At 60.5% G+C, this 24,115-nt stretch carries 16 protein-coding genes; 6 read left to right on the top strand and 10 right to left on the bottom strand.

Annotation, left to right across the window (positions count from 1 at the left end; genetic code table 11):
* Positions 1 to 7: 7 nt before the first annotated feature.
* Positions 8 to 997: a LacI family DNA-binding transcriptional regulator gene (locus C8D82_RS02550; protein ID WP_116882701.1), complete on the bottom strand. Its 990-nt coding sequence runs from the start codon at positions 995 to 997 to the stop codon at positions 8 to 10.
* A 267-nt stretch (positions 998 to 1,264) separates the two neighbouring features.
* Here C8D82_RS02550 and C8D82_RS02545 point away from each other — a divergent pair, with 267 nt between their 5' ends.
* Entirely contained in the window at positions 1,265 to 1,801 is a 537-nt protein-coding gene (locus C8D82_RS02545; protein ID WP_116882700.1) for a lipocalin family protein, read from the top strand.
* Entirely contained in the window at positions 1,798 to 2,304 is a 507-nt protein-coding gene (locus tag C8D82_RS02540) for a hypothetical protein (protein ID WP_116882699.1), read from the top strand. The genes C8D82_RS02545 and C8D82_RS02540 overlap by 4 nt, the downstream gene beginning before the upstream one ends.
* A 4-nt stretch (positions 2,305 to 2,308) precedes the next feature.
* Here the strand turns inward: C8D82_RS02540 and C8D82_RS02535 are convergent, their stop codons facing one another.
* The 5 genes from C8D82_RS02535 to C8D82_RS02515 form a co-directional block, all read right to left on the bottom strand.
* On the bottom strand, positions 2,309 to 3,331 hold the full coding sequence (locus C8D82_RS02535; protein ID WP_116882698.1) for a hydroxyacid dehydrogenase: 1,023 nt from the start codon (positions 3,329 to 3,331) through the stop codon (positions 2,309 to 2,311).
* 1 nt (position 3,332) lies between these two features.
* On the bottom strand, positions 3,333 to 7,502 hold the full coding sequence (locus C8D82_RS02530; protein ID WP_165832787.1) for a LamG-like jellyroll fold domain-containing protein: 4,170 nt from the start codon (positions 7,500 to 7,502) through the stop codon (positions 3,333 to 3,335).
* Positions 7,503 to 7,521: 19 nt separating this feature from the next.
* Positions 7,522 to 8,448 carry a prepilin-type N-terminal cleavage/methylation domain-containing protein gene (locus C8D82_RS02525; protein ID WP_116882696.1) on the bottom strand — a complete coding sequence of 309 codons (927 nt, stop codon included), beginning with the start codon at positions 8,446 to 8,448 and terminating at the stop codon, positions 7,522 to 7,524.
* Positions 8,449 to 8,764: 316 nt separating this feature from the next.
* Positions 8,765 to 9,328, bottom strand: coding sequence for a LacI family DNA-binding transcriptional regulator (locus C8D82_RS02520; RefSeq protein ID WP_116882695.1), 564 nt, complete (start codon positions 9,326 to 9,328; stop codon positions 8,765 to 8,767).
* A complete protein-coding gene (locus C8D82_RS02515; RefSeq protein ID WP_165832786.1) occupies positions 9,255 to 9,779 on the bottom strand; it encodes a GntR family transcriptional regulator in 525 nt (174 codons plus the stop codon). Before C8D82_RS02515 ends, C8D82_RS02520 begins: the two co-directional genes overlap by 74 nt.
* Before the next feature lie 251 nt (positions 9,780 to 10,030).
* Between C8D82_RS02515 and C8D82_RS02510 the strand changes: the two genes are divergently transcribed.
* Entirely contained in the window at positions 10,031 to 11,047 is a 1,017-nt protein-coding gene (locus C8D82_RS02510) for a winged helix-turn-helix domain-containing protein (protein WP_116882693.1), read from the top strand.
* 9 nt (positions 11,048 to 11,056) lie between these two features.
* Here the strand turns inward: C8D82_RS02510 and C8D82_RS02505 are convergent, their stop codons facing one another.
* The 4 genes from C8D82_RS02505 to C8D82_RS02490 all read right to left on the bottom strand — a co-directional run bounded on the left by C8D82_RS02505 (position 11,057) and on the right by C8D82_RS02490 (position 17,062).
* A complete protein-coding gene (locus C8D82_RS02505) occupies positions 11,057 to 14,485 on the bottom strand; it encodes an endo-1,4-beta-xylanase (protein WP_116882692.1) in 3,429 nt (1,142 codons plus the stop codon).
* A gap of 13 nt (positions 14,486 to 14,498) precedes the next feature.
* Positions 14,499 to 15,272 carry a DUF1559 family PulG-like putative transporter gene (locus C8D82_RS02500; protein WP_116882691.1) on the bottom strand — a complete coding sequence of 258 codons (774 nt, stop codon included), beginning with the start codon at positions 15,270 to 15,272 and terminating at the stop codon, positions 14,499 to 14,501.
* A gap of 13 nt (positions 15,273 to 15,285) precedes the next feature.
* Complete coding sequence (locus C8D82_RS02495; RefSeq protein ID WP_116882690.1) at positions 15,286 to 16,365, bottom strand: substrate-binding domain-containing protein; 1,080 nt, start codon at positions 16,363 to 16,365, stop codon at positions 15,286 to 15,288.
* Between the two features lie 139 nt (positions 16,366 to 16,504).
* Positions 16,505 to 17,062: a helix-turn-helix domain-containing protein gene (locus tag C8D82_RS02490; protein WP_116882689.1), complete on the bottom strand. Its 558-nt coding sequence runs from the start codon at positions 17,060 to 17,062 to the stop codon at positions 16,505 to 16,507.
* Between the two features lie 148 nt (positions 17,063 to 17,210).
* Between C8D82_RS02490 and C8D82_RS02485 the strand changes: the two genes are divergently transcribed.
* From C8D82_RS02485 to C8D82_RS02475, 3 genes are all read left to right on the top strand, one after another.
* Complete coding sequence (locus C8D82_RS02485) at positions 17,211 to 18,500, top strand: 3-isopropylmalate dehydratase large subunit (protein ID WP_116882688.1); 1,290 nt, start codon at positions 17,211 to 17,213, stop codon at positions 18,498 to 18,500.
* Positions 18,501 to 18,518: 18 nt separating this feature from the next.
* Positions 18,519 to 19,043: a 3-isopropylmalate dehydratase small subunit gene (locus tag C8D82_RS02480; RefSeq protein WP_116882687.1), complete on the top strand. Its 525-nt coding sequence runs from the start codon at positions 18,519 to 18,521 to the stop codon at positions 19,041 to 19,043.
* Positions 19,044 to 19,180: 137 nt separating this feature from the next.
* On the top strand, positions 19,181 to 24,112 hold the full coding sequence (locus C8D82_RS02475; protein WP_116882686.1) for a fibronectin type III domain-containing protein: 4,932 nt from the start codon (positions 19,181 to 19,183) through the stop codon (positions 24,110 to 24,112).
* Positions 24,113 to 24,115 lie beyond the last annotated feature (3 nt).

The raw sequence follows: 24,115 nt of genomic DNA, 5'->3' as shown, positions 1-24,115 counted from the left end.
TTTTCTCCTACTTGCTGAGTTGAAAAGGTGCAAATGATTCACGTAAAAAGATTTGTTCATCCACATGTTCCTTGACGACAATGGGGCCGTGGTCGAGATTCTTCAGGATGATTTCGGCGGCGCGGCGGCCGATCTCCGGCATCGGAATCGCGACCGAGGAAAGAGTCGGCGTCAGGTATTCCAGAAAACGGCTGTTGTTCCAGCCGATTACCGACAACTCCTCCGGCACCCGCACCTGACGGGCGGCCAGCACCCGCAGCAACTGGCAGGCGATCCGGTCGTCGGAGCCGATCACCAGCGAAAAATCCCCGGTGCGATCCCCGAAAATCCGCTCCACCGCTTCAAAGGAAATCTCCTCGGCCACAAACACTTCGCACTCTTCGGCGATCCCGGCGTTCTCGGCGGCGGCCTTGAAGCCCCGGATTCGTTCATTCAGGCCGACGCAGTCGAAGTGAAAGCTCAGGAAAGCGATCCTGCGGTGTCCCGCCATGATGCACGCCTCCGTCAGGCGGCGCGCGCTTTTGAAGTCATTGCCTTTCACGAAGGAGATCAGCTCATTTTCCGTCTCCTCCAGCGAGACCAGCGCGATGCCGCCGCGGATGGTCTCCTCGAACATCCTCTCATCCGCGGAGGCCGGCTGCACGATGATGCCATCCACCTTGCGCTGCATCAGGTTATGGAAAATCCGGCGTTCCTTGGCCGGATCGCCGTCCGTGTTGCACAGGATCACGTTGAAGGAGTCGCCGAGGGCCTCCTCAATCGCCTTGACCACCCCGTGCCAGAAGTCGTTGTCGATGTTATGGACCACCAGAGCGACGTTGTTGGTGCGCCGGAGCCGGAAGTTCCGGGCCTGTTCGTTGCGTTTGAAACCGTGCTTGTCCGCATATTCGAGAATCCGGCCGCGCGTTTTTTCCGCCACCCGCCGGTCTCCGTTCAGCGCCAGCGAAACCGTCGCCGCCGAAACCCCGAGATTGGTTGCGATGTCGTAGATTGTCATGCTGTCTCGCCTGTTTAATCGATTTAAATTTCAACAAAAAAGAAAAATCGATCCGTTTTAATCGATTTAAATATTCTGTCTATAATTATACCAAAACTTTCCGCCGATGTCAAGGGGCAATTGTTTAAAAGTTTAAGAAAAGTTGGAAAAGTTTAAGAAAACCGCCATTTGTTGAAATCGGAAGTTTAAAAAACGGGCGTGATTCTTTTCCGGGCTTGACACTTTCCGAAATAAGTTGTACAATAATGGCAAGGAGGAATAGATAAGATGAAGATACACCAACTGTTACAAATTGCGCTGCTGTTTCTGCTGGTTCTCGCCGGAGGCTGCATGTCGGGGCGAAGCACGGAAAAAATCCCGGCGGTCACCGGCTTCGAGCTGCCGCGTTACCTCGGCGCCTGGTACGAAATCGCCCGGCTGCCGCACCGTTTCGAGCGCGGTATGGACCGCGTCACCGCCGAATACACGCAAAACCCGGATGGAACCGTCAAAGTGGTCAACCGGGGCTTTCGCGACGGCGTCGAACACCGGGCCGAAGGTATTGCGAAATTCAGCGGAAAACCGACCGTAGGCGAACTGGAGGTCTCGTTCTTCCGCCCCTTCTACGGGGATTACCGGATCATCCGGCTCGATCCGGAGTACCGGCATGCGGTGGTCACCAGCTCGACCGACGACTATCTCTGGATTCTCGCCCGCACGCCGCAGCTGCCGGATGATGAACTGCTGGAACTGGTGGAATATGTCAAAAAATGCGGCTTCGCGACGGACCGGCTGGAATTTCCCGGACAGGAGAACTCCCGATGAAACCGCGTGAAATCGTCGTCAACGACCTGATGCAGCAGCAGTACTGCTATCGTCTCACGGAACCCGCCGGCAGGAATTTTCACGCCGGCTTCGAGCCTCAGCTGACCCCGAAGGAGATGTTGAAGCTCGGGGTGTTCGGCGGCAGATACATGACCGACTGCACCGCCGAGTTTCCAGACGACTGGTTTGAGCACGCCCGGCTCTGTCACGAGCGCCACGATCCTGAACTCAACTTCTTCAAAATCAACGCCTCGCTGCCGCTGGCCGTATGGCGGAAAAAGGAGTGGATCTACTTCGAGGACCCGCGCGGCTGGTTCCAGTGGTACTGCCGGTACTGGATGGGGCGGCGCTGCCCGGACGACGAACGCCAGATCCGGCGCTGGAAGGCGATGACGCGCCACCTCGCCCAGCTCCGCCATTGTCCGCTGCCCGGCGACTGGAACTGCCGCCGCAAACAGCGCCAGGCCCTGCTCCACTGGGCCTACGACTGCCGTAATCTTTGAATTTTCAACGATTTACGCAGTTCTCGGTCATAAAGGCAATCTTTTCCGGCGCGACTTCGTTGCGAAGCGGTTCGTTGCGGAAACAGCGGCCGAACTCCTCCAGCACCGTCGCGATATAGCTGCTGCGACTCGGGTAACCGGCGTTGTGCGGCGTCAGGACCACATTCGGCAGCGTATGCAGAATATGTTCCGCCGGAAGCGGTTCCTGATGGTAGACGTCGAGCACCGCGTTGAAACGCCCCCGGGCAAGTTCGGCGTAGAAATCAGCCTCGTTCATCAACTGTCCCCGCCCCCCGTTCACCAGCGTCATGCCGTCCTTGAGCAGGGCGAGGCGGGAGGCGTCGAGCATTCCGGCTGTGTTTCTGTTCAGTCCGGCCAGAGTGAACAGGATATCGCTCCGGCGCAGCACCTCCTCGAATCCGGCCAGCTCCACGCCGAACTCCGCGGCGCGCGCCGCCGCCAGGTGGCCGCTGAACACCAGAACCTTCGCCGGACGAAGCGGTTCGAGCATCCGCACCAGATGCTCCGCCACCATGCCGAACCCCCAGATTCCGACCACCGCGTTCCGCACCGAACCGCAGGCGGAACGGCCCGGAAAATTCAACCGTCCCGCCGTCCCGAACTCCGAATAGGCGGCCACGTTGCGCCGCCCCATCAGCGCCCCCATCAGACACCACTCCGCAACCGCGTGCGCCATGTCGGTATTGGCCGAAGTGACCTTCACCCCGGCCTCGAACAGCTCCGGCGACACATATCCGGCCAGCGAACCGGCGGCGTGGCCGACGATCCTCAGCTTCGGGGCGACGCGCAGGATTCCGGCGTCGATCCTCGGCGAAAACCAGGTCGTGACGATCCCCTCGGCTCCGGCGAGAAACTCCCGCCAGCGTTCCCGCGTTCCCTCAAAGCGGGTGAAACCGGGAATCGCGATCTCGTAACCGAGCCTTGCCGCCGTTTCTTTGGCCTGTGCGCTCCAGAGTTCCGGGAAGAAGCTCTCCTCGCGGGTTCCCGCATAAACTATCTTCGGCATATCAAAACGCCTCCTGTCCTATGATGTAAATTCGATCGGAGCTGCCCAGCACGGCAAAGCCGCTCCCCCCGGCAAGAAGCGGAGCCTGCGCCTCTCCCGGGTCATGAATATAGGCGTACCGCTTCACAACGGCGGGCGCCCCGGAAAGCTCATACAGAATGCCGTCACGCCCCGCCGCCAGCAGCGAATCGCCGCAAACACACATCGCCGCAAGCGGCGCGGGCAGTGTCGCCGCCGCCCGGAGTTTTCCGTCGAAGCCGACCTTCACCACCTGTCCCGGCAGCGTGCCGGCGTACAATGCCCCGTCCAACACCGCCAATCCGACCGGACGGCCCCCTACGGAGACGCTCCACGGCCTGAAGCCGTTCGCGGGCGGACAGGAGACCTGCAGACTCCCGTCGCTCCGGCCGGTGACCGCTTCGGCCCTGCCGTCGCCGTCAAGGTCCGCCGCAACTGCGGAATAAATCCACGGAGCAGTGGTTTTGCGGTCGAGTTCCCTGCCGTTGCGGTCGAAAATCAAATGGTAATAGTATTCGTTGCCCGCCACGATTTCGTCGTTGCCGTCGCCGTCGAGATCGGCGGCCAGTCCGACAGTTGCGCCGTGATAGACCTGTCGCCGCCACAGTTCCCGCCCCTCCGGGGAGAACACATGGTAACGCCACGCCTCGCTTCCGGCAGCCAGCGCCCAGCCGCCGTCCGCGAAACGAACCGGAAACACGGTACGCACCGTGCCGTTGCGCTGCTGCAAAACCGGAATCTCCCTATGCCACAGCAGCTTGCCGGAAACATCGAAAAGTGCGATGCTGCCGGGGGCCGGGCGGTTGCCGGTTCCGGCGGTTCCGGCGGCGTAGAGGCTCCCGCCCCGCACGTCAATCACGGCGACGGCAGTGACCGGAGCCGCAAACCGGTGCCGGAAAAGCTCTTTACCCTCGCGGGAGATCACCCGGAAGACACCGTCGGCAAATCCGGCTGCCAATGTCTGTTCCCCTGCCGCCAGCGCGGTCACGGCGGCATCGAATTTCAATGCCGGAAGTTCCGGGAGCGTCCGGGACGGGACGGCAGCAGCCGGAACAGGCCGGGCCGCCGCTTCGAGCCGCCGTTTCAGTTCACGCCATGCGTTTTGCGTAAACTCCAGCGCCACGTCGCGCGGCGCGTCGCTCTCCCACGCCACGGGGCCGAACTTCAGCCGCGTAGCTCCGGCGGCAGTCACTCCGGCGGGGGAAACCAGACAAGTATCCGCCGCGATTTCGATATCCGGCCCGGAAACCGGACCGGCGGCGAACAGGCTTTCCGGAGCCAGCCACAGGTTTTCCCCGAGCTGCCTGACCTCCGCCGCGACAGGCGTAAAGAGGTTGACAAAGCGGAGTTCCGCCCCCTTTTCCACAGTTTCCGCGCGGCGCTGCACCACGATCCGCGTCTCCGGCCCGGCCTGCGGGCTGCCGGAGTAATAGCCGTTATCCCGGCCGGCTTCCTCGTGGCCGCCGTCGAACTGCGAATAGCGGAAACTTTCCGCGCCGGTCAACTCCCGCCAGTGCAGTTCCGCGCCGTTCTTCTGGCGGAAGCTCTGCGGACCGGCCGGTTCTCCGAGCAGCCGCCAGCGGCACTGCGCCAGAAATTCGCCCGGCTCCCGCGCCGTCAGCTTATCGGCAATCCACACCCCCTGCCCGGCAATCCAGCCGATCCGGCGGTTCCAGTCGGCACATCCGCCGTACTCCTCGACCCGCAGCGAGAGCAGCGCCTGATTCCGTTTCGGAACATTCACGGCTCCAACGACCTGCGCAGCGCGGGAGCGGTGACGTCCCGCCGGATATGCGGTCCGGCCATTGCGGGAAACCTCCACGGTATTGTGTTCGTCCGGGTATTTCCTGATATAGTCGCCCTCGGTCAGCCACAGGTTCGGGCCGATCTGGAACCGGCTGATCCCGCCCGCGTCGAAGTGGCCGTGCGGCGCGCCGTTCATGCCGTTGACCATCAGAAATTCGCCGTCCCGGCGGCTCCACGAACTGCGGAACACCGCCTTGTCCAGCGTGGGACGGCCGAACAGCCCGTCAATCCGGAAGAATTTCTCCCGGAAGGCGTTGTTGGTGAAGATGTTCAATCCCAGCGTCTCTTTGCCCGGCTCCGGCAGGCCGCGGCGCGGCGCGATCTCCCGCAGCACGCTCCGGTAGAACGGCGACGGCGGATTTTCAGCCAGCCGCGCCAGCAGGAATTCGGCCTCCTCATCGTTGAACAGCTCCACAGCGTCGCGCAGCACGCTCCAGTGCCCGGCGCGCGCCATCGGGGCGTTGTCGCCGTAACCGGCGCTGAAACAGTCGGTTCCGCACAGATTCTTCACATAACGGATGTAGTCGCGGTAAGCGCCGTTGCGGAAAAAGTCGTCCGCATACAACCCGGAGGCGACCGCGTAATTCATGAAAATCCGGTAGGTGATATACTGGTAATTCGCGGAATCCTCCGGTGAAAACGGTTCGTTCTCCACACCGCGCATCGCGTTGGCCGCCACCGCTTTCCAGTAGCGTGCCGGTTCGTAGCTGCAATGCCGTTCCAGATAATCGGCGGCCATGTAGACGCTGCGCGAAGCGAAGATGTGGTGATTGGTCAGGTATCCGGTTTCGCCGGAGTCGTACAGCCGCATCGGCTCGGCCATCTCCCAGTAGTCGAGCATGTTTTCGACCGCCTTGACCATCAGTTTCGCGGCGGCGGCGCGGTCCTCCGCGGTAAAGGCGTCCGAAACTTCGACCGATTCGACCATCCACGGGAACTCGTGAAAGGTAAAGGAGGGCGGCGTGCCGCGCACCCCTCTGGCCGCGTCATAATGTTCCAGCACGATCCGGACCATATCGCCGAAGGCGCGGGCGTACTCCGGCTTCCCGCTTATCAGGAACGCCCGCGCCGGAGCGCGGAAAAGGCGGATCGCCGACTGGTTCGGGATATAATCCGGCGGCTCCGCATAGTGACGGCGCAGCGCCTCGACCATCCCGGCTGCGTCGGGCAACTCCCCCGCCCTTTCGCATTCCGAAATCAGCGGCACCTCCGCAGGGGCCGGAAACCGTTTGAAAAAAATATCGAGCGCCCTTTCCACCGCCTCGCGGGTCCGCCCTCCGAAATAGAGTCCGCCCACGCGCCAGTCGAGCATTTCCGGGAGCATCCGCAGCTCACAGCCCTCGGCCGGAACCGCCAGCTGCAAATTGGCCGCCAACCGGCGCAACGCCGCGTTACCGCGCGCATCCCCGTTGAAAATCAACGGCTTGCCGCTTTTGACGGCATCGGCGGCGGGGAGAATCGGCAGTTCGACCTTCCACTCCTTCCGAAACCGGTCGCGTACTATCGGCGCCCAGTCGTCGCGCCCCTGCTCCGCCGCAACGATCACCGCCGTGCTGAACGAACAGCTCCGGCGCGGCGCGGCCGGGAACGTCACCGGCCAGGCCGAACTGTCCAACCGGGGCAGCCGTCCCTCCGGCAGAGCCGCCGCCGGGAGCTTTCCCGCCGCATACTCCCTGATTTCCGCTTCGGTCAGCGCACCCCGGAACAGCATCGGTTCGTCGAGCAGTCCCGGAAAGAAATCTGTTCCGTAGGGAGAGCCGTTCCCGAAGAACAGCTCCGGGCTTTCCGGCAGCGGCTGCTTCATGCGCCGTTTGCAGAGCGGCCTGCCGTCCAGCCAGATCCGGATCTCTTCCGCCTTTCCCGTCACCGTCAGCAGACGCCAGCGGCCGGTTTCAAGCGCGACAGGAGCGGAAAAGCACTGTTCCCGGTTCGCGAGGTTCTGCACGAAAAAGCGGCCGCTCCGCGGGTTGCAGCCGACCCGCCAGCTTTTATTGAACACCGCGAAATAGAACGGTTTCTCCGGCAGTTCCTCCGGCTTGAACCAGAATTGAAAGCTGAATCCCTCCGCAAACCGGAACGGCTTCCCGTCGCGCTTGATCCACACCAATGCGCCGTTGCCGCGCAGGGAACTGCGGCTGTTTTTCCCCAGCACCGCCGGAGCCTCCGCCACCCGCTCCGGCGCTTTTCCTCCGGCCCGGTCCGGCTTATAGCGGCAGAATGCGCCACGCCGTGCCAGATCGTTCCGGTCCAGCTTCGTCAACGGTCCGGGCGCACCTTCAAACCCGAAGCGCAATTCCAGCTCCGCGCCGCAGGCTGCGGCGGCCACTCCCAGCAGCAAACTCTTCATTATCAACTTCATCGCAACCTCACATCGATTTCGGGCGGCCGTCCGCATACGTCTTGCCGTCGGGACGCCAGTGCACGATATCCCAGCCGGTCGAGGTCCCGGAATCCGGCCTCACATCGCTGCCGCCCGAACAGAAAACCGATCCGGCATGGGAACCGGCGTGCCCGTCTGCGAACAGCACATTCATCCGCCCCGAATGCACGAACCGGGCGTACTTCGTCCACGCCGCACCGGGCGACATGTAGAACTGGTCGGCGTCGCCGTGCAGCAGCGTCAGGCTCGGCCGCTTCACCCTGCCGGTCTTGACCGCCACGCACTGCTCGCCGGTGGAAGCGTTGGTCTTCCAACCGCCGTCCGTGCCGACCGAGCCGAAGTACTCATTGCGCCCGTACCCGCCCCAGCTGTTCGAGGTGTTGCCGAGCTTGGGATGCGTCGAAGTGATCGTCGGACAGAGCGGCACCTCCGGCCACGAGTAAATATAGTATCCGCGGGTGCGCGACTCGTAGAATATTCCGCTGTTCGCCATATTCTCCATCCCGGTCGTATGTCGCGCCAGAATCTCGAACCAGTTGTTGTGGGCGTTTTTCCGGTCCCGGCTGATCGCGTAGTAGTCGTCCGAATCCCCGCAGTACGACAACTCGATCAATCCGATCTGCTTGAGCCGGTTCACGCAGTCGATCGCCCTCGCCCGGTCGCGCGCCTTGTTCAGCGCCGGCAGCAGCATTGCAGCCAATATCGCTATGATTGCGATCACTATGAGCAGCTCAATCAGCGTAAAACTGCAGCGGGATAGTCTCCGACGGAGGATTTCGCACCTACTGGAGCGACCAGCGCTTTCGCCGCTGGACCACGACCGGCAAGGTGCCGGTGCCGGGTACGGGACGGTCGACAGGTGGGGGCGCGTTCGGCCGGCGGGGAAGGAAGATTCGCAATAACGTGAAATCATCTTCCCGCTTTTTTGCGGAAAGATAATTTCACGTTTTTGCTCCGACTTGCCGCTTGCAGAGCATTGGCGAAGGCGTGAGAGCTTGCCGGGAGTGTGTGAGAGGTTAAGATTGATTGGTACGGGGAGAGACGCGGCGCAAGTCGCCGCTTTCTCTCCTCCGAACCCCTCTCTTTTACGCAGAGCGGTATATGGAAAAAGATTGTATATTTGACAAGTTTTAATGACGAGCAGTTCGACAAGGGCTGCCGCTCCTGCGGCGCTGCGCGGACCGGTTTCATTCAATTCTGACGGCATTTTACAGTTCCTTTCCTGAAAGTCATACGGCAAGCCTGCCGCACAGGTTGATGTTTTTGACCGGTTCCGCCGGATTCTCCATCCGGGCGCAAAGCTCCCGGTAGAGGCACTGCCCAAGCAGCCGCCAGTCGATCGCAAGGGTCGGGAAGCGGAAGAAATCCGCGCGCAGGAGACGCTTCCCGTCGATGCTGAGCATCGGCACATATTCGAACGGAGGCTTTGCACCAGTCTCCGCCGCGGCTTCACAGGCCTGCTGGCAGACCTGATCCGACGTGAACAAATATCCGTTGGCCGGATCGAACTCCGGCGGAATCCCATCCGAAAACACGCAACTGCCCCCTTCGCTCCGCCACAGTGCGGCGAACAGCCGGCCGCGGGTCATGAAAAGTTTCCGGGAGCTGGAAGTGATCACCACATGGCGCACCCGTTTCAGCCGGAAATATTCGACCGCCTGCCGGGCCGCGTCCAGCGCATCGAGATTCACCACGCTCAGAGTGCCGTCAAGGTTGCCGTCAAACAGCGCCCCGACCGCCGCGCTTCCGGCCGGAAGCGGTTCCAGCGGCCAGTAAAAGGAGTTGAAGATCACCAGTCCCGTCCGCCTCCCGCGCGTTCTCCCGCAGCACCCGGTTGCAGTCGGAATCGTGCGGCAGCGGCGTCATCACGATGCAATCCCCGCGTTTCGACGCGCTCTGGCTGAATCCGAGCAGCGCCGTATACCACAGGCTTTGGCAATCCGCATCCAGTTCGGAGCCGATGAAGAACACGATCTTCCTGCCGCCGGCCCCCCCGCCGATCAGCAGCGGAGTTTCCTGCCGGCATACGTAAATGCCGCGCTTGGAAGCCTTTTCCAGCTTTCCCTGTTCGCACAGGAAATCGATGCCGCGTATCGCCGAACCGTAGCTCAAGCAGAACTTCGCGGCCAGCCGCCGCACTGACGGAATACGCATCCCGGGGCGGTATTCGCCCGCGAGCAGCCGCTCTTCCAGATAGTTGATCAATTGTTCACTGATTTCCGGTTTCCGCATCTGATTTTCCATTCCTGCCGGATGATCCATCCTGATTCGTCACACTTTTAATTATGACGCATCCGCCGCAGAAACGCAAGAGACATGAACCGGAAACGGATCACAAACTGATCCACACTGATCCAATATAATCAAATCTGATCCAGATCACGGATCAGTTTGGTCGCTCCCATCGCAATTTTTCCCGCAGGGCTTGAACCATGCCGGAAACCGGGCTATACTAAAAAAACGCGTTACAGAACCGCAATTTTCAGGGCTGCACCATGAAAACAATTTCGCCGCTCGCCGGTCAATTGGTCGAATATATTGAAAGCCGGATCGTCTCCGGGGAGTACGGCGTCGGCAGCCGGCTCCCCTCCATCCGCCGCTTCGCCGCCAAATTCCGCCTGAGCTACGGCACCGCCTACCGGGCCGTCGAAAAGCTCTGTGAAAACGGCCTGCTCGAACAGCGCGGCCCCTCCGGCGTCTTCGTCAGGGCGCGCCGAAGCATCGGCACCGGGCGCTCCGGCCGGATCGCGGTGCTGATGGAGCCGTATGTCGGGGAGTCCGGCACCGGGCTTTGCCACACCGCCTTCATGGGCATGCTCGACGCGGCGTCGAAGGCCGGTTATCAACTGCTGGTCCAGTATGTTTCCGGGACCGACATCACCCCGGAACTGATCCGCCGGACCGCCGGGACCGCCGACGGCGTGATCCTGCTCAATGAATACGACTCGGAGCTCGGCGACTATCCGCAGCTGCCCTGCCCCACCGTCGGCATGCTCGTGCAGAACTCCTGGAACGGGCGGATTTCCACCGTGAACCTCGATCCGCTGGAGATGGCGTGCTGCGCGGAACTCTATTTCCGGCGTGCCCGGACTTTTCTGCGCAGAGTGAAAATCTTCGCCAGCCCCAAGCCGGTCTACCTGACGCGCGGGCGGCTGTTCAAACGGCAGTGGGAGGAGCGCGGCGGCCGGGCGGAATTTCATGTCGGCCTGCCCACGGATGGTTACGAGGAAGATTGCGGCTACTTTTTCACGTCGGACCAACTGCTTCAGAGCGCCTCCGCCGCCTATCTCGCCGATACCGGCGAACAACTGGCCGACCGCTGCACCGTGCTCAGCGTGGACGGCAAACAGTTCCTCGACCCGGATTTCTTCCGCTTTCCGACCATCGCCGCCGACTGGCAGCGGATGGGCGAATGCGTCCTCTCCGAAATGCTCCGGCTGTTGAATGATCCGCGCGCCCTGCCCCGGAACATCAATATCTGCGGCAGGCTCCGACTGCCGCAGCAGGAGTGATTTACCGCATCAGGGAAAAAGGATCAACGGGTATTTGGCGGGGTCCTTGTTTTCGCCGATCCCCGGCGCAATCTGGATCCAGCCTTCACGCCCCTCGCCGTCGTCGTCGTTGATCAGCGCGTTGAACCTGGCTCCGGCGGCGAGCGCCTCCGGCGTCGTTCCCAGCACCGACAGCGGAATCGTCGCGTCATAGCAGGTCACCGTCCCCTCGCGGGAAGTTGCGAGCCGTATCCCGGCGGCACTTCCGGCTACATCAAAGCCGGATGGGGCACTCCAGATGAATACCTCACTCTTTCCGGAATCCAACCGGGAAAGGCCGATCTCCCACATCCGGTCCTGTCCGGGCAGCAGCAGCGCGAACTGCACGCAGTCTCCCTTCCAGACCCCGGCACCGCTGTTCGGCTGCACGTGGCGGTCGTCGGTCACCGCGAACCGCAGCCGCAGTTGCGTTCCGTCGCGGCGCAGCCAGACCCGGGCGGAACGGTCCTCCGGCCCCTGCCAGGTCAGGTGGACCTTGCCCGGATCGGCTTCGAAGAGCGAAATTGCCTGATCGCGGCGATCCATCCTGAAATCCGGCGCCTCCGGCTTCATCTCTCCGGAGGCGATGCGCCGCGCCGGTACAAGCGGCAGGCCGATGACGCCCGACGCACCGTCAGCCCCGATCGCATATTCCAGTTGCAATTCCGCCGCTTTCCGGTAAGTGACGGGGATGGATAATTCGCTGTTCCAAGACGCCTCGCTCCCGGCGGCGATGCGGATAACCCGTTCCGCCGGAACCGCAGCCACGCCTTCCGGTACAATGAGCTTCAGCCTGAATTCCCGTTCCTGCGCATACGGATTGCGTACACCGATCGCCAGTTTCACCTTGCTGCCCGGTACCGCCGGACCGTCGGTATCGATTGAAACCAGATTGCCTCCCCAGATGCAGTCCGACGCCTTTTTCAGCCGCAGGATCACCGGATCTCGTCCGGCTTCCGCCACCACGATGCCGCCCTGTACGGCGAGCGGCCTTGCATTTCCCATCAGGTCCACGGCTTCCGCGGCCGCCGCATCGGTGGAGAACTGCAACGGAACAGTCGCGCCCCGGTTGGTCTCGTTCCAGATTCCGGCCAGCAGTTCGCCGCCGCGGCTGAATAAATAGACATAAAGCTCCGGCGCTTTGCAGTCGATCCGCTTCAGGTACTGCGCCCCGGAAAAACATCCGGCAAGCGTGTTGTAGGCGACGTAGACCGCCTTGGGCTGGAAATCGTTGGTGATCATGCCGTAGTTATGCTCGCCGTTCTTCACGTCGAAGCCGTCGTTGCGCAGGTCGTACCAGTTGTAGCCGATCGCCCCGTTCGCCCAGCTGTAGAGCAGTTTCTTGAAGAGGGCCGCGGCCTGATTGCGTTCGCCGCCGAGTGAATTGAGTGCGGTTTCGTTGGCATACCACGGCACGGTGGTGCCGGTTCTTTCGCGCATCGGCAGGAACCGCTCTTCCACCGCCGCCCGGTAGGAGGCGAACCGCCCGTGCTCGTGGTAAGCGTGGATATCGAAGAAACCGCGCCCCTTCACCAGCGCCTCCTCGTGGAAATTCCCCTTTCTGGAGGGATGGTCCTTGACGGTCGCGAAGCCGCCGCTCTGGATGATTACCTCCGGATCCGCCGCCTTGGCGGCACGCCATGCGAGCTTCATCAGTTCCGCGTACTCATCCGAACCGTAGGAGGTTCTTCCTTTGAAATCCGGTTCGTTCCACACCTCCCAGAGGCGGATTTTCCCCCGGTAACGGGTCACGGTCGCGGAGATGAACTTCTCCCATGCCCCATAATCCGGCAAAGAGCGGAACCACTCCTTCCACTCCTTGCCGCGAACCTCGGGAGCCGCCGCCCAGCGCGGCGTATATGCCCAGATCGGCGCCAGTTCGATATCGTAACGCCCGAAAAGCTCCACCTTGCGGTCCATGCTTTCAAAGTTCCAGCGGTCCGGTGCGGGCTGAAGAGAACTCCAGCTCGCGTCATTGCGCAGCACTTTACCGCCGCAATACGCCATCGCCAGCGCCTCCAGCTCCTGATCGCGCAGGCTCCAGCGCTGCGGATGCGAGCAGATGCCGAACAGAAACCCTTTCGCCCTTCCCGGAGTCGGCCCGGCAGGTTTCAGCCATGCGAACGAACGTTTCGACACTGCGACATCCCCCTTGTCATTCGCGGCGGTGATCCGGCAGCTCACATACCAGATTCCCAGCGCCGGCAATGTCCCTTCCAGAGGACGGCTGACGGCTTCGCCGGGAGCGAGTTTCAGCGGGAATGCGTTTTTCACGCTTCTGCCGTAATAGTCGACCAGCTCCACTTCCGCCTGCACCTCAAGCGGCACGGCGGCGCGGTTGATGAAGCGGAACGCCGGCTTGCCCTTCTCTCCCGCCAGCAGCAAATGGAGCGGATTGCCGGTGTCGACCTCAAAGCCGACCGCTTCGGCAGCCGAGCGGCGGCCGAAACGCTCCGAACCGGTAAAGCAGAGCCGGAACTCTCCCGGTTCCGGTTCCACCGTGATCGAGGAGTAATATCCCGTCGGAGCTTTCGACGCGGGAAATTCGAAACGCAACTCTTTCTGACCGGGCGCGAAATTACACTTCGCCTGAAATTTCCGGCCGGTTGAGTCGGTGTAACTCAAAGCGGCCGTCCCCTTTCCGGTGCTTCCGGCTCCGTCCAGCCGGAATACTGCCAGTTCAGCGGGAGCATACGGCGTCAGGGAGAGCTTCCGGTCAACCATCGTGAATTTTTTCCGTTTTTCAACGGTTCCGGCCATCTCCCAGCCGGAATCGGTCAATTTCAGGGAGGCTTCCGCCGGATTCCCCCTCAGCGCAAAGTTTTCCGAACGGTCGAAGTTCAGGAAAGGTTCGCCGCACACCAGCAATTCTCCTTGCCGCTCATGCAGTTGCAGCTTCCCGATGAAAAGTTCCCCGGCGCCGGAACCGGCGGGGAAATTGACCGCGACACCGCTGAAACGCAACGCGCCGTCCACTTTCCGGTCGGCGTTGCCGCCCCAGCTGCTGTTCGCATCCGTTTCCGAAATCCGGTAGGAGAGGGTATTCCACGCCCCCCGCTTCAAACCTTCCCCGGCCGGATAGAATTGAAAGGTTTCGCCTTTGGCGTCGGTAAAGCGTACCCCGATCCTGCCCACCCGCGTTTTTTCCGGCACATAGACGGTCAATCCGGCGGAAGCCTGTTCGACCGGAGCGATTTTGCGGTTATTCCGCAACTTGAGCTCCGCAAACCGGTGACGCCTTTCCCCCCAGGTCAGTTTCAGGCACGGCGCCTCGCTCTCCGACGGAACGGCCGGAGTCAATGCCTGATCCCGTTTCTCTCCCTGAATCAAGGCAACCGCCACAGAACCGTCAAAACGGATTTCCTCCCCGGCACAGGCCAGGGCGACAACGGACACGGCAAGCAGAATAAACGTTTTCATCGCATTTCCCTTTCTATCGTCCGGGTTTCAGGCTGAGCGCATCGTCGACGTCGCCGAGCCGGATCGAGCCGACGTGCGCGTCAAGCCACAGCACATTTTTGGTGCCCAGATGGCGGAATGAATATTCGCTGCCGCCCTGCACGTTGTCGATCTTGTTGCACTCCTTGAAGTTGTTGATATCCGGCTGCTGCTTGAGGTTGGCGATCCCGTCCGGATTCAGGCCCAATTCCGAAACCCACAGGATGCGTGAATTCGGAACCGGGGCACGCGTCGAGGTTCCGCGCGATACGGTGGCCGGAGTAATGCAATAGGAGACTTTCTGCCCGATCGCTGACGGCTGGTTCAGCGTCGTCGAACGGTAAGGAGACATTCCGAGCAGTTCGATCGACTCGCTGAACGAATTCATTGAGTAACTGCAGGTATCCGACCTGATCTCCTTGATCTCCGGACAGCGCAGCGGACCGAAGTTGCGCAGCCTCGCCGCCTGATCCCAGGTGATATCAAGCCTGCTCGTATCCTTCGACAGATAAGGGAGCACCCGGAAATACCACCAATGGAAGTTCCGGCCATACCCCAGCACATCCGGCGGACGCGCCGCCGGATAAAACTGATTGTCGGTTCCGTACAAATTCAATGCGACCCCGATCTGCTTGAGATTGTTCAGGCAGGTGGTCTTGCGCGCAATCGCCCGCGCCCGGTTCAACGCCGGCAGCAGCATCGCCGCCAGAATCGCGATAATCGCAATCACCACCAGCAACTCAATCAGAGTAAATCTAAGACGCTTCATATTCGTACCTCCCTTATCCTTGCGCAACCGGCAGACAGCCGGGCTGCATGAGTTTGACGCTTCCCCGTTCAATGATCCGCGGCGAAATTTCGACCTGAAAATTCCGGTCGAACCTGCGGTTGACGATATCCGAAGCCATATCCAGCACCTCCCGGGCGATATCGGCGCGGGCCGAGGCCGCCACGGAAAGCCGTTCCGCTCCGGCGATCTTCACATCGCCGAGCGCCAGCATGCTGATCTCCTCCGGTACGGCAATTCCGTGTTCCGCGAGAAAACTCATCGCCGCCACCGCGGTCATGCTGCTGCCGACGAATATTGCGCTGTATTTGCGGAGCCGGTTCAAATTGCGCGCCAGATAACCGCGTGTGCGTTCACTTGAATCCTCGCCTGACTTCGTGCCGCAGTCGAGCACATCCACATCACAGCCGAACGTCCCCGCCGCCAGCCGGAAGCCCTGGATCAAGTCGTCCGAAGCGACCCCGTGCGGTTCGGTACGCAGAAACGCCATCTGCCGGTGCCCGTGACGGAAAAAATAGTTTGCGACGATCATTCCCGCCGCCTGGTTGTTGCCGTTTACAAAGCGGACCCGGTCCACCCGCGCCGCGTTCAGGCACAAGATGCACGGCACCGGAGCGTTGACCAGACTGCGCACCTGATCCGCCGTCAGCAGGTCCCGCGCCAGCGAATTCGCGACGACCACGTCGGCGGACAGCGCCGGAAGCATCCGGCAGAAATCCTCCCGGTGATCGACCGGAACGATCTCATGGGCGAAATTCATCTTCTGCGCCCGTGCCGCCAGAAGCGCGCTCATATCCCGGATCGACGGACTCGGCCAGTCGCTCTCAAGGATCAGCAGCTTCGGCTGTTTCCCGATTTCGGGATGGCGCACGAACGTGCCGGAGCCGATCACCGACTCCAGGTGTCCCTGCTCGCGCAGCTTGCGCAGCACCGGGTCGACCGTGAACCGGCTGACCTGATACTCCTGCATCAACTGCCGCACTGACGGAAAGCTCTCGCCCTCCGTCATCGTTTCGATCCGGTCCCGCAACCGGCCGTAAAGCAGTTCAGCCTTGTTTTCCTTATTCAGCTCCATCCGTCGTTCCGTGTTCTTTACCGACACACTTATCTCAAAAAAAATCGTGCCTTTCACAGACACACTTTAATTATGACACAAACCCGGTCCGATGTCAAGAGGGTTTTCGTTTTTTTCCGGAAAAATTATCACTTTCCGGTCAATAGTTCACTTTGCTTTTAATGAAGAGCACCTTCACCTTCCGCGCCGTATCGTTGCGCAGCTTGTGCTTGCGCGACGGCAGGATGCGCACTGTGTCCCCCTGGTGCAGCGGGAACTCCTCATCCTCGAACACGATCGTCGCCTCCCCTTCGACCAGATAGGCGATCTCCTCCTCGAAATGCTGAGAAAACCCCTCGTTCGTCTCGCTGTGCGCATTCAATTCCATCAGCAGCAGCTCCACGCCGGACTTCACCGGTCCGGGAGTCAGGTTGAAATAGACCGAATTTTTCTCGTTCGGATTGTGGATGCGTTCCAGCTCCGAAGCACGCCGGATCAGCGACGCGTTGTCGATCTCCTCAAAGAACAGCGACGACAGCGAGATGTCCAGCGTCCGGCAGATTAATCTTAATACACTCAGACTCGGATTCCCGATCCCGCGCTCCAACTGGCTGACCAGTGCGGTACTGATCCCGGAGATATCAGAGAACTCCTTGATGGTCAAATTCTTATCTTTTCTGTACTGATGAATTTTCCTGCCGATCCGATTTTCGATCATCGCGTTTTCCCTTTCCTTTTTTCATACTATAGCACCCTTTTCTGTTAAATATAATTAATTTTTATAAAAATATTGAAAATTTCAGTTTCGGTGCTATCTTAAACAATGTAGCGTAATATCATTCAACCAAAGGAGCCAGTGAAACAAAATGGGAAAAACTGTCGCACAAAAGATTTTCGACGCTCATGTCGTCGACAAGCCGGCGGACGGTGTGTGGGTGCTCTCGCTCGACCGCGTTTTCTGCCATGAAATCACCACTCCGATCGCGATCAACGATCTGGTCGCGATCGGCAAGGACCGCGTTTTCGATCCCTCCAAAATCAAGGCGGTGATCGACCATGTGACCCCGGCGAAAGACTCCAAGACCGCCGAGCAGGGCAAGACCATGCGCGACTGGGCGCACCGCCACGGCATCAAGGACTTCTTCGACATCGGCGCGAACGGCGTCTGCCACGCGCTGTTCCCGGAAAAGGGATTCGTGCGCCCCGGCTTCACCGTGATCATGGGCGACTCGCACACCTGCACCCACGGCGCGTTCGGCGCGTTCGCGGCGGGCGTCGGCACCACCGACCTCGAAGTCGGCATCCTGAAGGGCGTCTGCACCATGCGTGAGCCGGAAACCATCAAGGTCAACCTGACCGGCGAACTCAAGCCCGGCGTCTACGCCAAGGATGTGATCCTCGCGGTGATCAAGATGCTGACCGTGAACGGCGCGACCGACAAGGTGATCGAATTCGCCGGTCCGGCGGTCGACGCGATGAAGATGGATGCGCGCATGACGCTGTGCAATATGGCGATCGAAGCGGGCGGCACCTGCGGCGTCTGCTACCCGGACATGGTCACGGTGGATTATCTGTGGCCCTTCATCCAGGACGAATTCGCCAGCAAGGAAGCGGCTCTCGCGGAATACTCCAAATGGCTCCCCGACGCCGACGCGGTCTACGCCAAAGAGCTGACGCTCGACGTTTCGACACTCGAACCGATGGTCACGTTCAACTACAAGCCGGATCAGGTCAAGACCGTCCGTGAAATGGAAGGCACTCCGGTCAACCAGATCTACATCGGCAGCTGCACCAACGGCCGTCTTGAGGACCTCCGCATCGCGGCGGGCATCCTGAAAGGCAAAACGATCAGCCCGAAAGTCCGCGCGATCGTGTCGCCCGCCACGCCGAAAATCTACCGCGAGGCGCTGGCCGAAGGATTGATCCAGATTTTCATGGACGCCGGTTTCTGCGTGACCAATCCGACCTGCGGCGCCTGCCTCGGCATGAGCAACGGCGTGCTGGCCGGCGGCGAATCCTGCGCTTCGACCACCAACCGCAACTTCAACGGACGCATGGGCAAAGGCGGCATGGTTCACCTGATGAGTCCCGCCACCGCCGCGGCGACCGCAATCGCGGGCGTGATCACCAATTCGCCCCTTTTCACCGGAAAGTAACCGAAGGCTGAGGATAAAATGAAAAACTTCAACGGTAAAATTCTGTTTCTGGACCGTTCGGACATCAACACCGACGAAATCATTCCGGCCAAGTACCTGACCGAGCTGACCAAGGCGGCGCTGAAGCCCTATTGTCTTGAGGACCTGTCGCAGCCCGGCTTCGATCCCAAGAAGGACATCGAGGGCAAGAGCGCGATCGTGACCCGCGCCAATTTCGGCTGCGGCTCCTCGCGCGAGCACGCTCCGTGGGTGCTGGAATACAACAACATCAACATCGTGATCGCGGAGAATTTCGCGCGGATCTTCCGCCAGAATATGTTCAACTGCGGCCTGATGGCAATCCAGCTCGACGCGGCGGTTATCGACGAAATTTTCAAAACCTTCTCCGGAACCGAAGCTGAACTGACCACCGATCTCGACAAGCAGACCTTCACCATCACCAACGGCAAGGTCACGAAAAGTTATCCTTTCGCCATCGGCGATTTCGACCGGGAACTGGTGAAAGCGGGCGGCTGGGTCAGCTACGCCGACAAGAAATACTGATTTTCAGTTCTGCTTTCCCAAAGACCGTCCATTGCGGACGGTCTTTTTTGCTTTTCCGCCCGGCCCGGCCTTGAAGAAGCTCGCCCGAACCGTTATATTGACATGCGCAAATTCATAGATAAAGAGGAGGATACTTCATGGCCGTCTACACCGATACAGTTCTGATGGGGATGGAAGAGCTTAACCTGCAGCCGGGCGATACCGCCAAACACACCACCATCCTGACCGGCGGCACCCTGAACGTGGGAGCCGGAGCCGTCGCCGCAGATACGCATATCATCCATGACGGTTCCCCGGATCTGGAGTGGCCGGAGCTGGTCGTCTCCGGCGAAGCCTGCCGGATTCAGGCGGACGGAGGCACGATCGAAGTACATGCGGGCGGCACGGTTTCCGACGCCGTGCTGAACACCAAGGCCCTGCTGCGGGTCAACGGCGGCGCCGCAACCGGCATCACCGCCAATGCCGGTTCGATGCTGCGCCTGGAGAACGGCGGCTCCGTCGACGGCGCCGCCATAGCCGAAGGAGCCATCTTCGGCTGGGGCTTCCACTGCTCCGCCTCCAATCTCAGCGGCATTGCCGCGGGAATGGAGATCAAGGCTGATGTTTCGGAAAATTACCATATTTTCAATGAAGAAATCTTTACGGTAGGCAACGGTCAGACTTCCCTGGATGCCGAAGCGGCTCGGGGGGGCAAGCTGGTCGTCGAAACCGGCGGCACCGCCACCGGCTTCACCGCCGCATCGTCCGCCGATGTCAGCTACGACTTCGGCACCACCGTTTACGGCACCGCCGAAAATGGCGTCATCATCAAATCCACGCCCGACTCCTCGATGAATTACCGGGTCAAAACCGAGCAGAATGTCGGCCAACGGCAGATCGCCTTCGGCGGCTTCGTGCAGGACAAAGCGGTCCAGAACGTCCGTTCCGGCGGCGAAACCAGCTATATGACCGTCGAGGCCGGCGGCGTGCAGAACGCCGAAACCGGTTCGCGCGTCAACGTCAGCAAGGTCCACGGCACGCTCAACCTCGCCTCCGGGGCCGTTTCCAATTATCTGGAAGTGTACGACGGCGGCGCCGTGCACACCCAATCCGGCGCCGTGCTCAACAACGGCACGGTCTACAAAGGCGGCGTCCTGCGGCTTGCGGCGGGAACCGTATTGAACGGCACTACGCAGGTCACCGGTTCGCTGATCGCCGCCGGAGCCGTCGATGCCTCCGGCAGCGTGATCGACTTCACGTTGGCCAACGGGAAATTTCCGATCGATCCGGAAGAATTCACCGGCGTGATCGTCAACGACATCACGCTGCTGCAGGGAGCCTCGTTTTCCATCACGATCGCCGCATCCGGCATGGAGGCGGGGGAATACCGGCTGGCCGGAAATGCGGCAAACTTCACCGGCACCGTCTCCTGCCATCCCGACGCCAACACCTCGCCATACGCCGTACTGGACCTGCAGAAGAACAGTTCTTTCGCGCTGGACGGCAAACTTTATACTCTGGCGCTGAACAACGCCGACGAGCTTGTACTGCAGGTTCGTCCGGTCACCTCCGGGGATGTGACGCTTCCGCAGCAGGTCACCGATGCGGCCGTCAACGTCTATGTCGGACAGGCCGTCAACATTTACTGGACGAAGGTGGCTGCCAACTCTCCGGTCACCTATGAAGTCCGGTATGCGGTTCCGGGGACAGGATTTGCCGATGCCGAAACCATCACGGTGGAACAGGAGTGGGCTTTTATCGAGGAACTTGCAAACGGCAACTACGAATTTCAGGTGCGCGCGATTGATTCGCAGGGACAGGCGGGCGCATGGAGTGAAACAGGGTCTTTCCGGATTTCGGATTACGAAGCCGCCGACCTCGCCGTCACCATGACCACCGAACTGTGGGGACACGACTATCTGCCGGAACTTTACGGTCCGCCCGCCACCTCCCAGCCGAACGATGTAACCGGTTATTATTACGCGGATGCCGAAAAGCTCAACAACACCCAGGATTCGCTCTACTGCTGGGGCGCCGCCAGTTCCAATATCCTGACCTGGAGCGGCTGGGCGGCCAATTCCCCTTACGCATTCGCCAACGAAGATGAAACATTTGAATATTACATCGATTTCTGGAAAAACGAGGGCGGGCTGGAAAGCGACGGGTTGAGCTGGTTCCTGAACGGCACCGGGCTTTCCGGCACCATCACCGTCCCGGCGGAGGGCGGCAACCTCTTCCCGCAGCTCGACGCTTCGGATTACATCGCCGTGGTCGACGTCAGCACCGAAACCGACACGCTGCTCAATCTGCTGGCCGACTACTTTGATGCGGGCTACGGCGTCTCCTACGCGATCTATTCGGACGCGGGCCTTGCTCACGCGATCACCGGCTGGGGATATGAGACCGACGCCAAGGGCAATACCTATCTCTATTACAGCGACTCCGACAGCGATTACTGGAGCGGAAGCGACGACCGGCGCGACGCGGTCAACCGCCTTTCCAGAACCCGGGTGACGGTTCACGACGACGGACGGCTCTATTTTGAGGATTACATGGTTTCCGGAGCCTATCTGGGCAGTTTCGCCGCAATCCGGCAGTTCGACAAGATTTTCCTCGGGCAGCATGAAACCTTCGACGACGCCCGCAAGCTCGACTTTTCCGACGGCGAAGCACTCCGCGCCGGAAATCTCGACGGCGAAAACGACGACGACTATTACAAATTCAACACCGCATTCGCGGGCCGTGTGGAGATCAGCGTGTCGATGACCAGCGACGATCCGCTGCTGACCGGCCTCTGCATCAGCATCTATGACGCGCTGAAGAATCTGATCTACTCCAGCGTCACAGCCGCGCTGACCCAGTCGTTCGCGTTCAATTCGATCGCGGGAGGACTCTACTATCTGGTGGTGACCGGGAACGAACTCGTCACCGGCAACACGCAGCTGCCGGGGCTGAACAATTACCACGTCGAAGTCGACATCGAATCCCGGAACGTCTCCCGCGACGACGACAACTGGACTCAGGTGCTGAATAAGACCGAGTACACCACGGCCCTGCCGGACGATCAGCCGGAGGTTGCGGTCGAAAGCCTGTTCGGGCTTGCGGATGAAACCACTGGAGAAATCCTGCCCAACTGGGTCGGCTCCGATGACAAAAAGGATATGCGCGCGCTGCAGGTCGAGGCCTCCGGCCGCTATACGCTTCAGATCAGCGAAGTCACTTCCACTCTGAAACTGACCGTCTACCGGCTGGCCGGCGACAAGCTCAGGCAGGTCAAAAGCGTCACGGTCAATGCCAATACCAGAGAGGAGAGGCGCGGACTCTTCGATCTTCTGCTTGAAGGCGGAGAAACCTATTTCATCCAGGCGGAATCCAACACGAAACAGGGAACGGAATATGACGTTTCCCTTTCCGGCGACGTGTTCCTGCAGGCAGACAACGACGACGACTTTCTGGCGGATGCGGTCAATAATTCGGTCTATGCCGTCACCGCCGCGCCGAATGAGGCGGGCCATCTGGAACAGTTGTCCATTTTCGGAGACAACTGGGTCGGCTTCGGCGATAAAATCGACTACCGGGTATTGGAACTTTCCGAGGCCGGCTCTCTGAATTTCACGGTCAGCGCGCTGGACGCCAGGGCCAGCGGCACTTTCACCCTCTACCGGCAGCTCGACAACGGCAAATTGCAGAAGGTGTTCACGATCAACGCCAACAGTTCCGGCGGAAAGTTCAAAAACGACGTGCTGCTCAACGCCGGAACCTATTTCGTGAGTTTTGAGTCCAAGAGCTGGAACAACGGCAGAAACACCGATTATACCGTCACCGTCGACGGCGAACTCTTCGTCAAGGCGGTCAATGACGACGACACTGCCGCACTCGCGGCTTCCGATCCGGCGTACACCGTCCGGATCGGCGCCGACAGCGCGGCACTGGCCCCGGTTTCACTCTTCGGCGACAACTGGGTCGGCTACAACGACAAGGCCGACTACCGCGTGCTCGAACTCTCCGAAGCCGGTTCCTACAATTTCACCGTTTCGCAGCTCGACGCCAGAGCCAACGGCGCGTTTTCACTGTGGCGGAAGCTCGACAACGGCAAATTGCAGAAGGTGTTCACGATCAACGCCAACAGTTCCGGAGGGAAGTTCAAAAACAACGTGCTGCTCAACGCCGGAACCTATTTCGTCAGCTTTGAATCCAGAAGCTGGAACAACGGCAGAAACACCGATTATACCGTCACCGTCGACGGCGAGCGTTTCGTCAAGGCGGTCAACGCTGACGACACCGCCGCGCTTGTCGCAGGGAATCCGGTTTACACGGTCAAAACTTCTGCTCTCGGCGAAAGTTTCGGCACACTGGCCCCGGTTTCGCTCTTCGGCGACAACTGGGTTGGCTACAACGACAAGACCGACTACCGCGTGCTCGAACTCTCCGAAGCCGGTTCCTACAATTTCACCGTTTCGCAGCTCGACGCCAGAGCCAACGGCGCGTTTTCACTGTGGCGGCAACTCGACAACGGAAAATTGCAGAAGGTGTTCACCGTCAATGCCAACAGCTCCGGCGAGAAGTTCAAGAACAATGTGCTGCTCAACGCCGGAACCTACTTCGTCAGCTTTGAATCCAGAAGCTGGAACAACGGCAGAAACACCGACTACCTTGTCACGATGACCGGCACGGCCTTCGGCAAAGCCGATTCCAGTGATGACAACTGGCGGGGAGCCCACGTGGTTCCCGTTGACGCCGAAGCGGTTCAGGATGAGTGGGTCGGCTATTCCGACCTGCGCGACTGGGGGAAATTCGAAGTGGGCGAGGACGGAACCTGTACCTTGCAGCTCACCGGCGTAACCGGCAACTTCGCCTCCGTCTCGCTTTACCGCCAGAAGTTTGACGGCAGAGGTGTGGAGAAAGATCCGGCCCGGATCGCTTCAGTGAGATGCAACAGCGGCACCGCCGAGCTGATCCGCGACCTTCAGGCCGGCATTTACTACTTTGCAGTGGAAGCGCAGGGCGACGCGAAAAAGAGCGGCACCGGCTACAACCTCGGCATTCAACTCGACGAGTTCGGCAAGAACAAAGGCGGCATGCTGGCCTGACAA

It is taken from the genome of Victivallis vadensis (assembly GCF_003096415.1).
GTDB lineage: Bacteria > Verrucomicrobiota > Lentisphaeria > Victivallales > Victivallaceae > Victivallis > Victivallis vadensis.
This window is presented reverse-complemented; position numbering and strand designations above follow the sequence as displayed.

Coding starts and splice junctions, on each gene's coding strand:
- C8D82_RS02550 (WP_116882701.1), bottom strand. CDS start 997: ATGACAATCTACGACATCGCAACCAATCTCGGGGTTTCGGCGGCGACG.
- C8D82_RS02545 (WP_116882700.1), top strand. CDS start 1,265: ATGAAGATACACCAACTGTTACAAATTGCGCTGCTGTTTCTGCTGGTT.
- C8D82_RS02540 (WP_116882699.1), top strand. CDS start 1,798: ATGAAACCGCGTGAAATCGTCGTCAACGACCTGATGCAGCAGCAGTAC.
- C8D82_RS02535 (WP_116882698.1), bottom strand. CDS start 3,331: ATGCCGAAGATAGTTTATGCGGGAACCCGCGAGGAGAGCTTCTTCCCG.
- C8D82_RS02530 (WP_165832787.1), bottom strand. CDS start 7,502: ATGAAGAGTTTGCTGCTGGGAGTGGCCGCCGCAGCCTGCGGCGCGGAG.
- C8D82_RS02525 (WP_116882696.1), bottom strand. CDS start 8,448: ATGATTTCACGTTATTGCGAATCTTCCTTCCCCGCCGGCCGAACGCGC.
- C8D82_RS02515 (WP_165832786.1), bottom strand. CDS start 9,779: ATGGAAAATCAGATGCGGAAACCGGAAATCAGTGAACAATTGATCAAC.
- C8D82_RS02510 (WP_116882693.1), top strand. CDS start 10,031: ATGAAAACAATTTCGCCGCTCGCCGGTCAATTGGTCGAATATATTGAA.
- C8D82_RS02505 (WP_116882692.1), bottom strand. CDS start 14,485: ATGAAAACGTTTATTCTGCTTGCCGTGTCCGTTGTCGCCCTGGCCTGT.
- C8D82_RS02500 (WP_116882691.1), bottom strand. CDS start 15,272: ATGAAGCGTCTTAGATTTACTCTGATTGAGTTGCTGGTGGTGATTGCG.
- C8D82_RS02495 (WP_116882690.1), bottom strand. CDS start 16,365: ATGGAGCTGAATAAGGAAAACAAGGCTGAACTGCTTTACGGCCGGTTG.
- C8D82_RS02490 (WP_116882689.1), bottom strand. CDS start 17,062: ATGATCGAAAATCGGATCGGCAGGAAAATTCATCAGTACAGAAAAGAT.
- C8D82_RS02485 (WP_116882688.1), top strand. CDS start 17,211: ATGGGAAAAACTGTCGCACAAAAGATTTTCGACGCTCATGTCGTCGAC.
- C8D82_RS02480 (WP_116882687.1), top strand. CDS start 18,519: ATGAAAAACTTCAACGGTAAAATTCTGTTTCTGGACCGTTCGGACATC.
- C8D82_RS02475 (WP_116882686.1), top strand. CDS start 19,181: ATGGCCGTCTACACCGATACAGTTCTGATGGGGATGGAAGAGCTTAAC.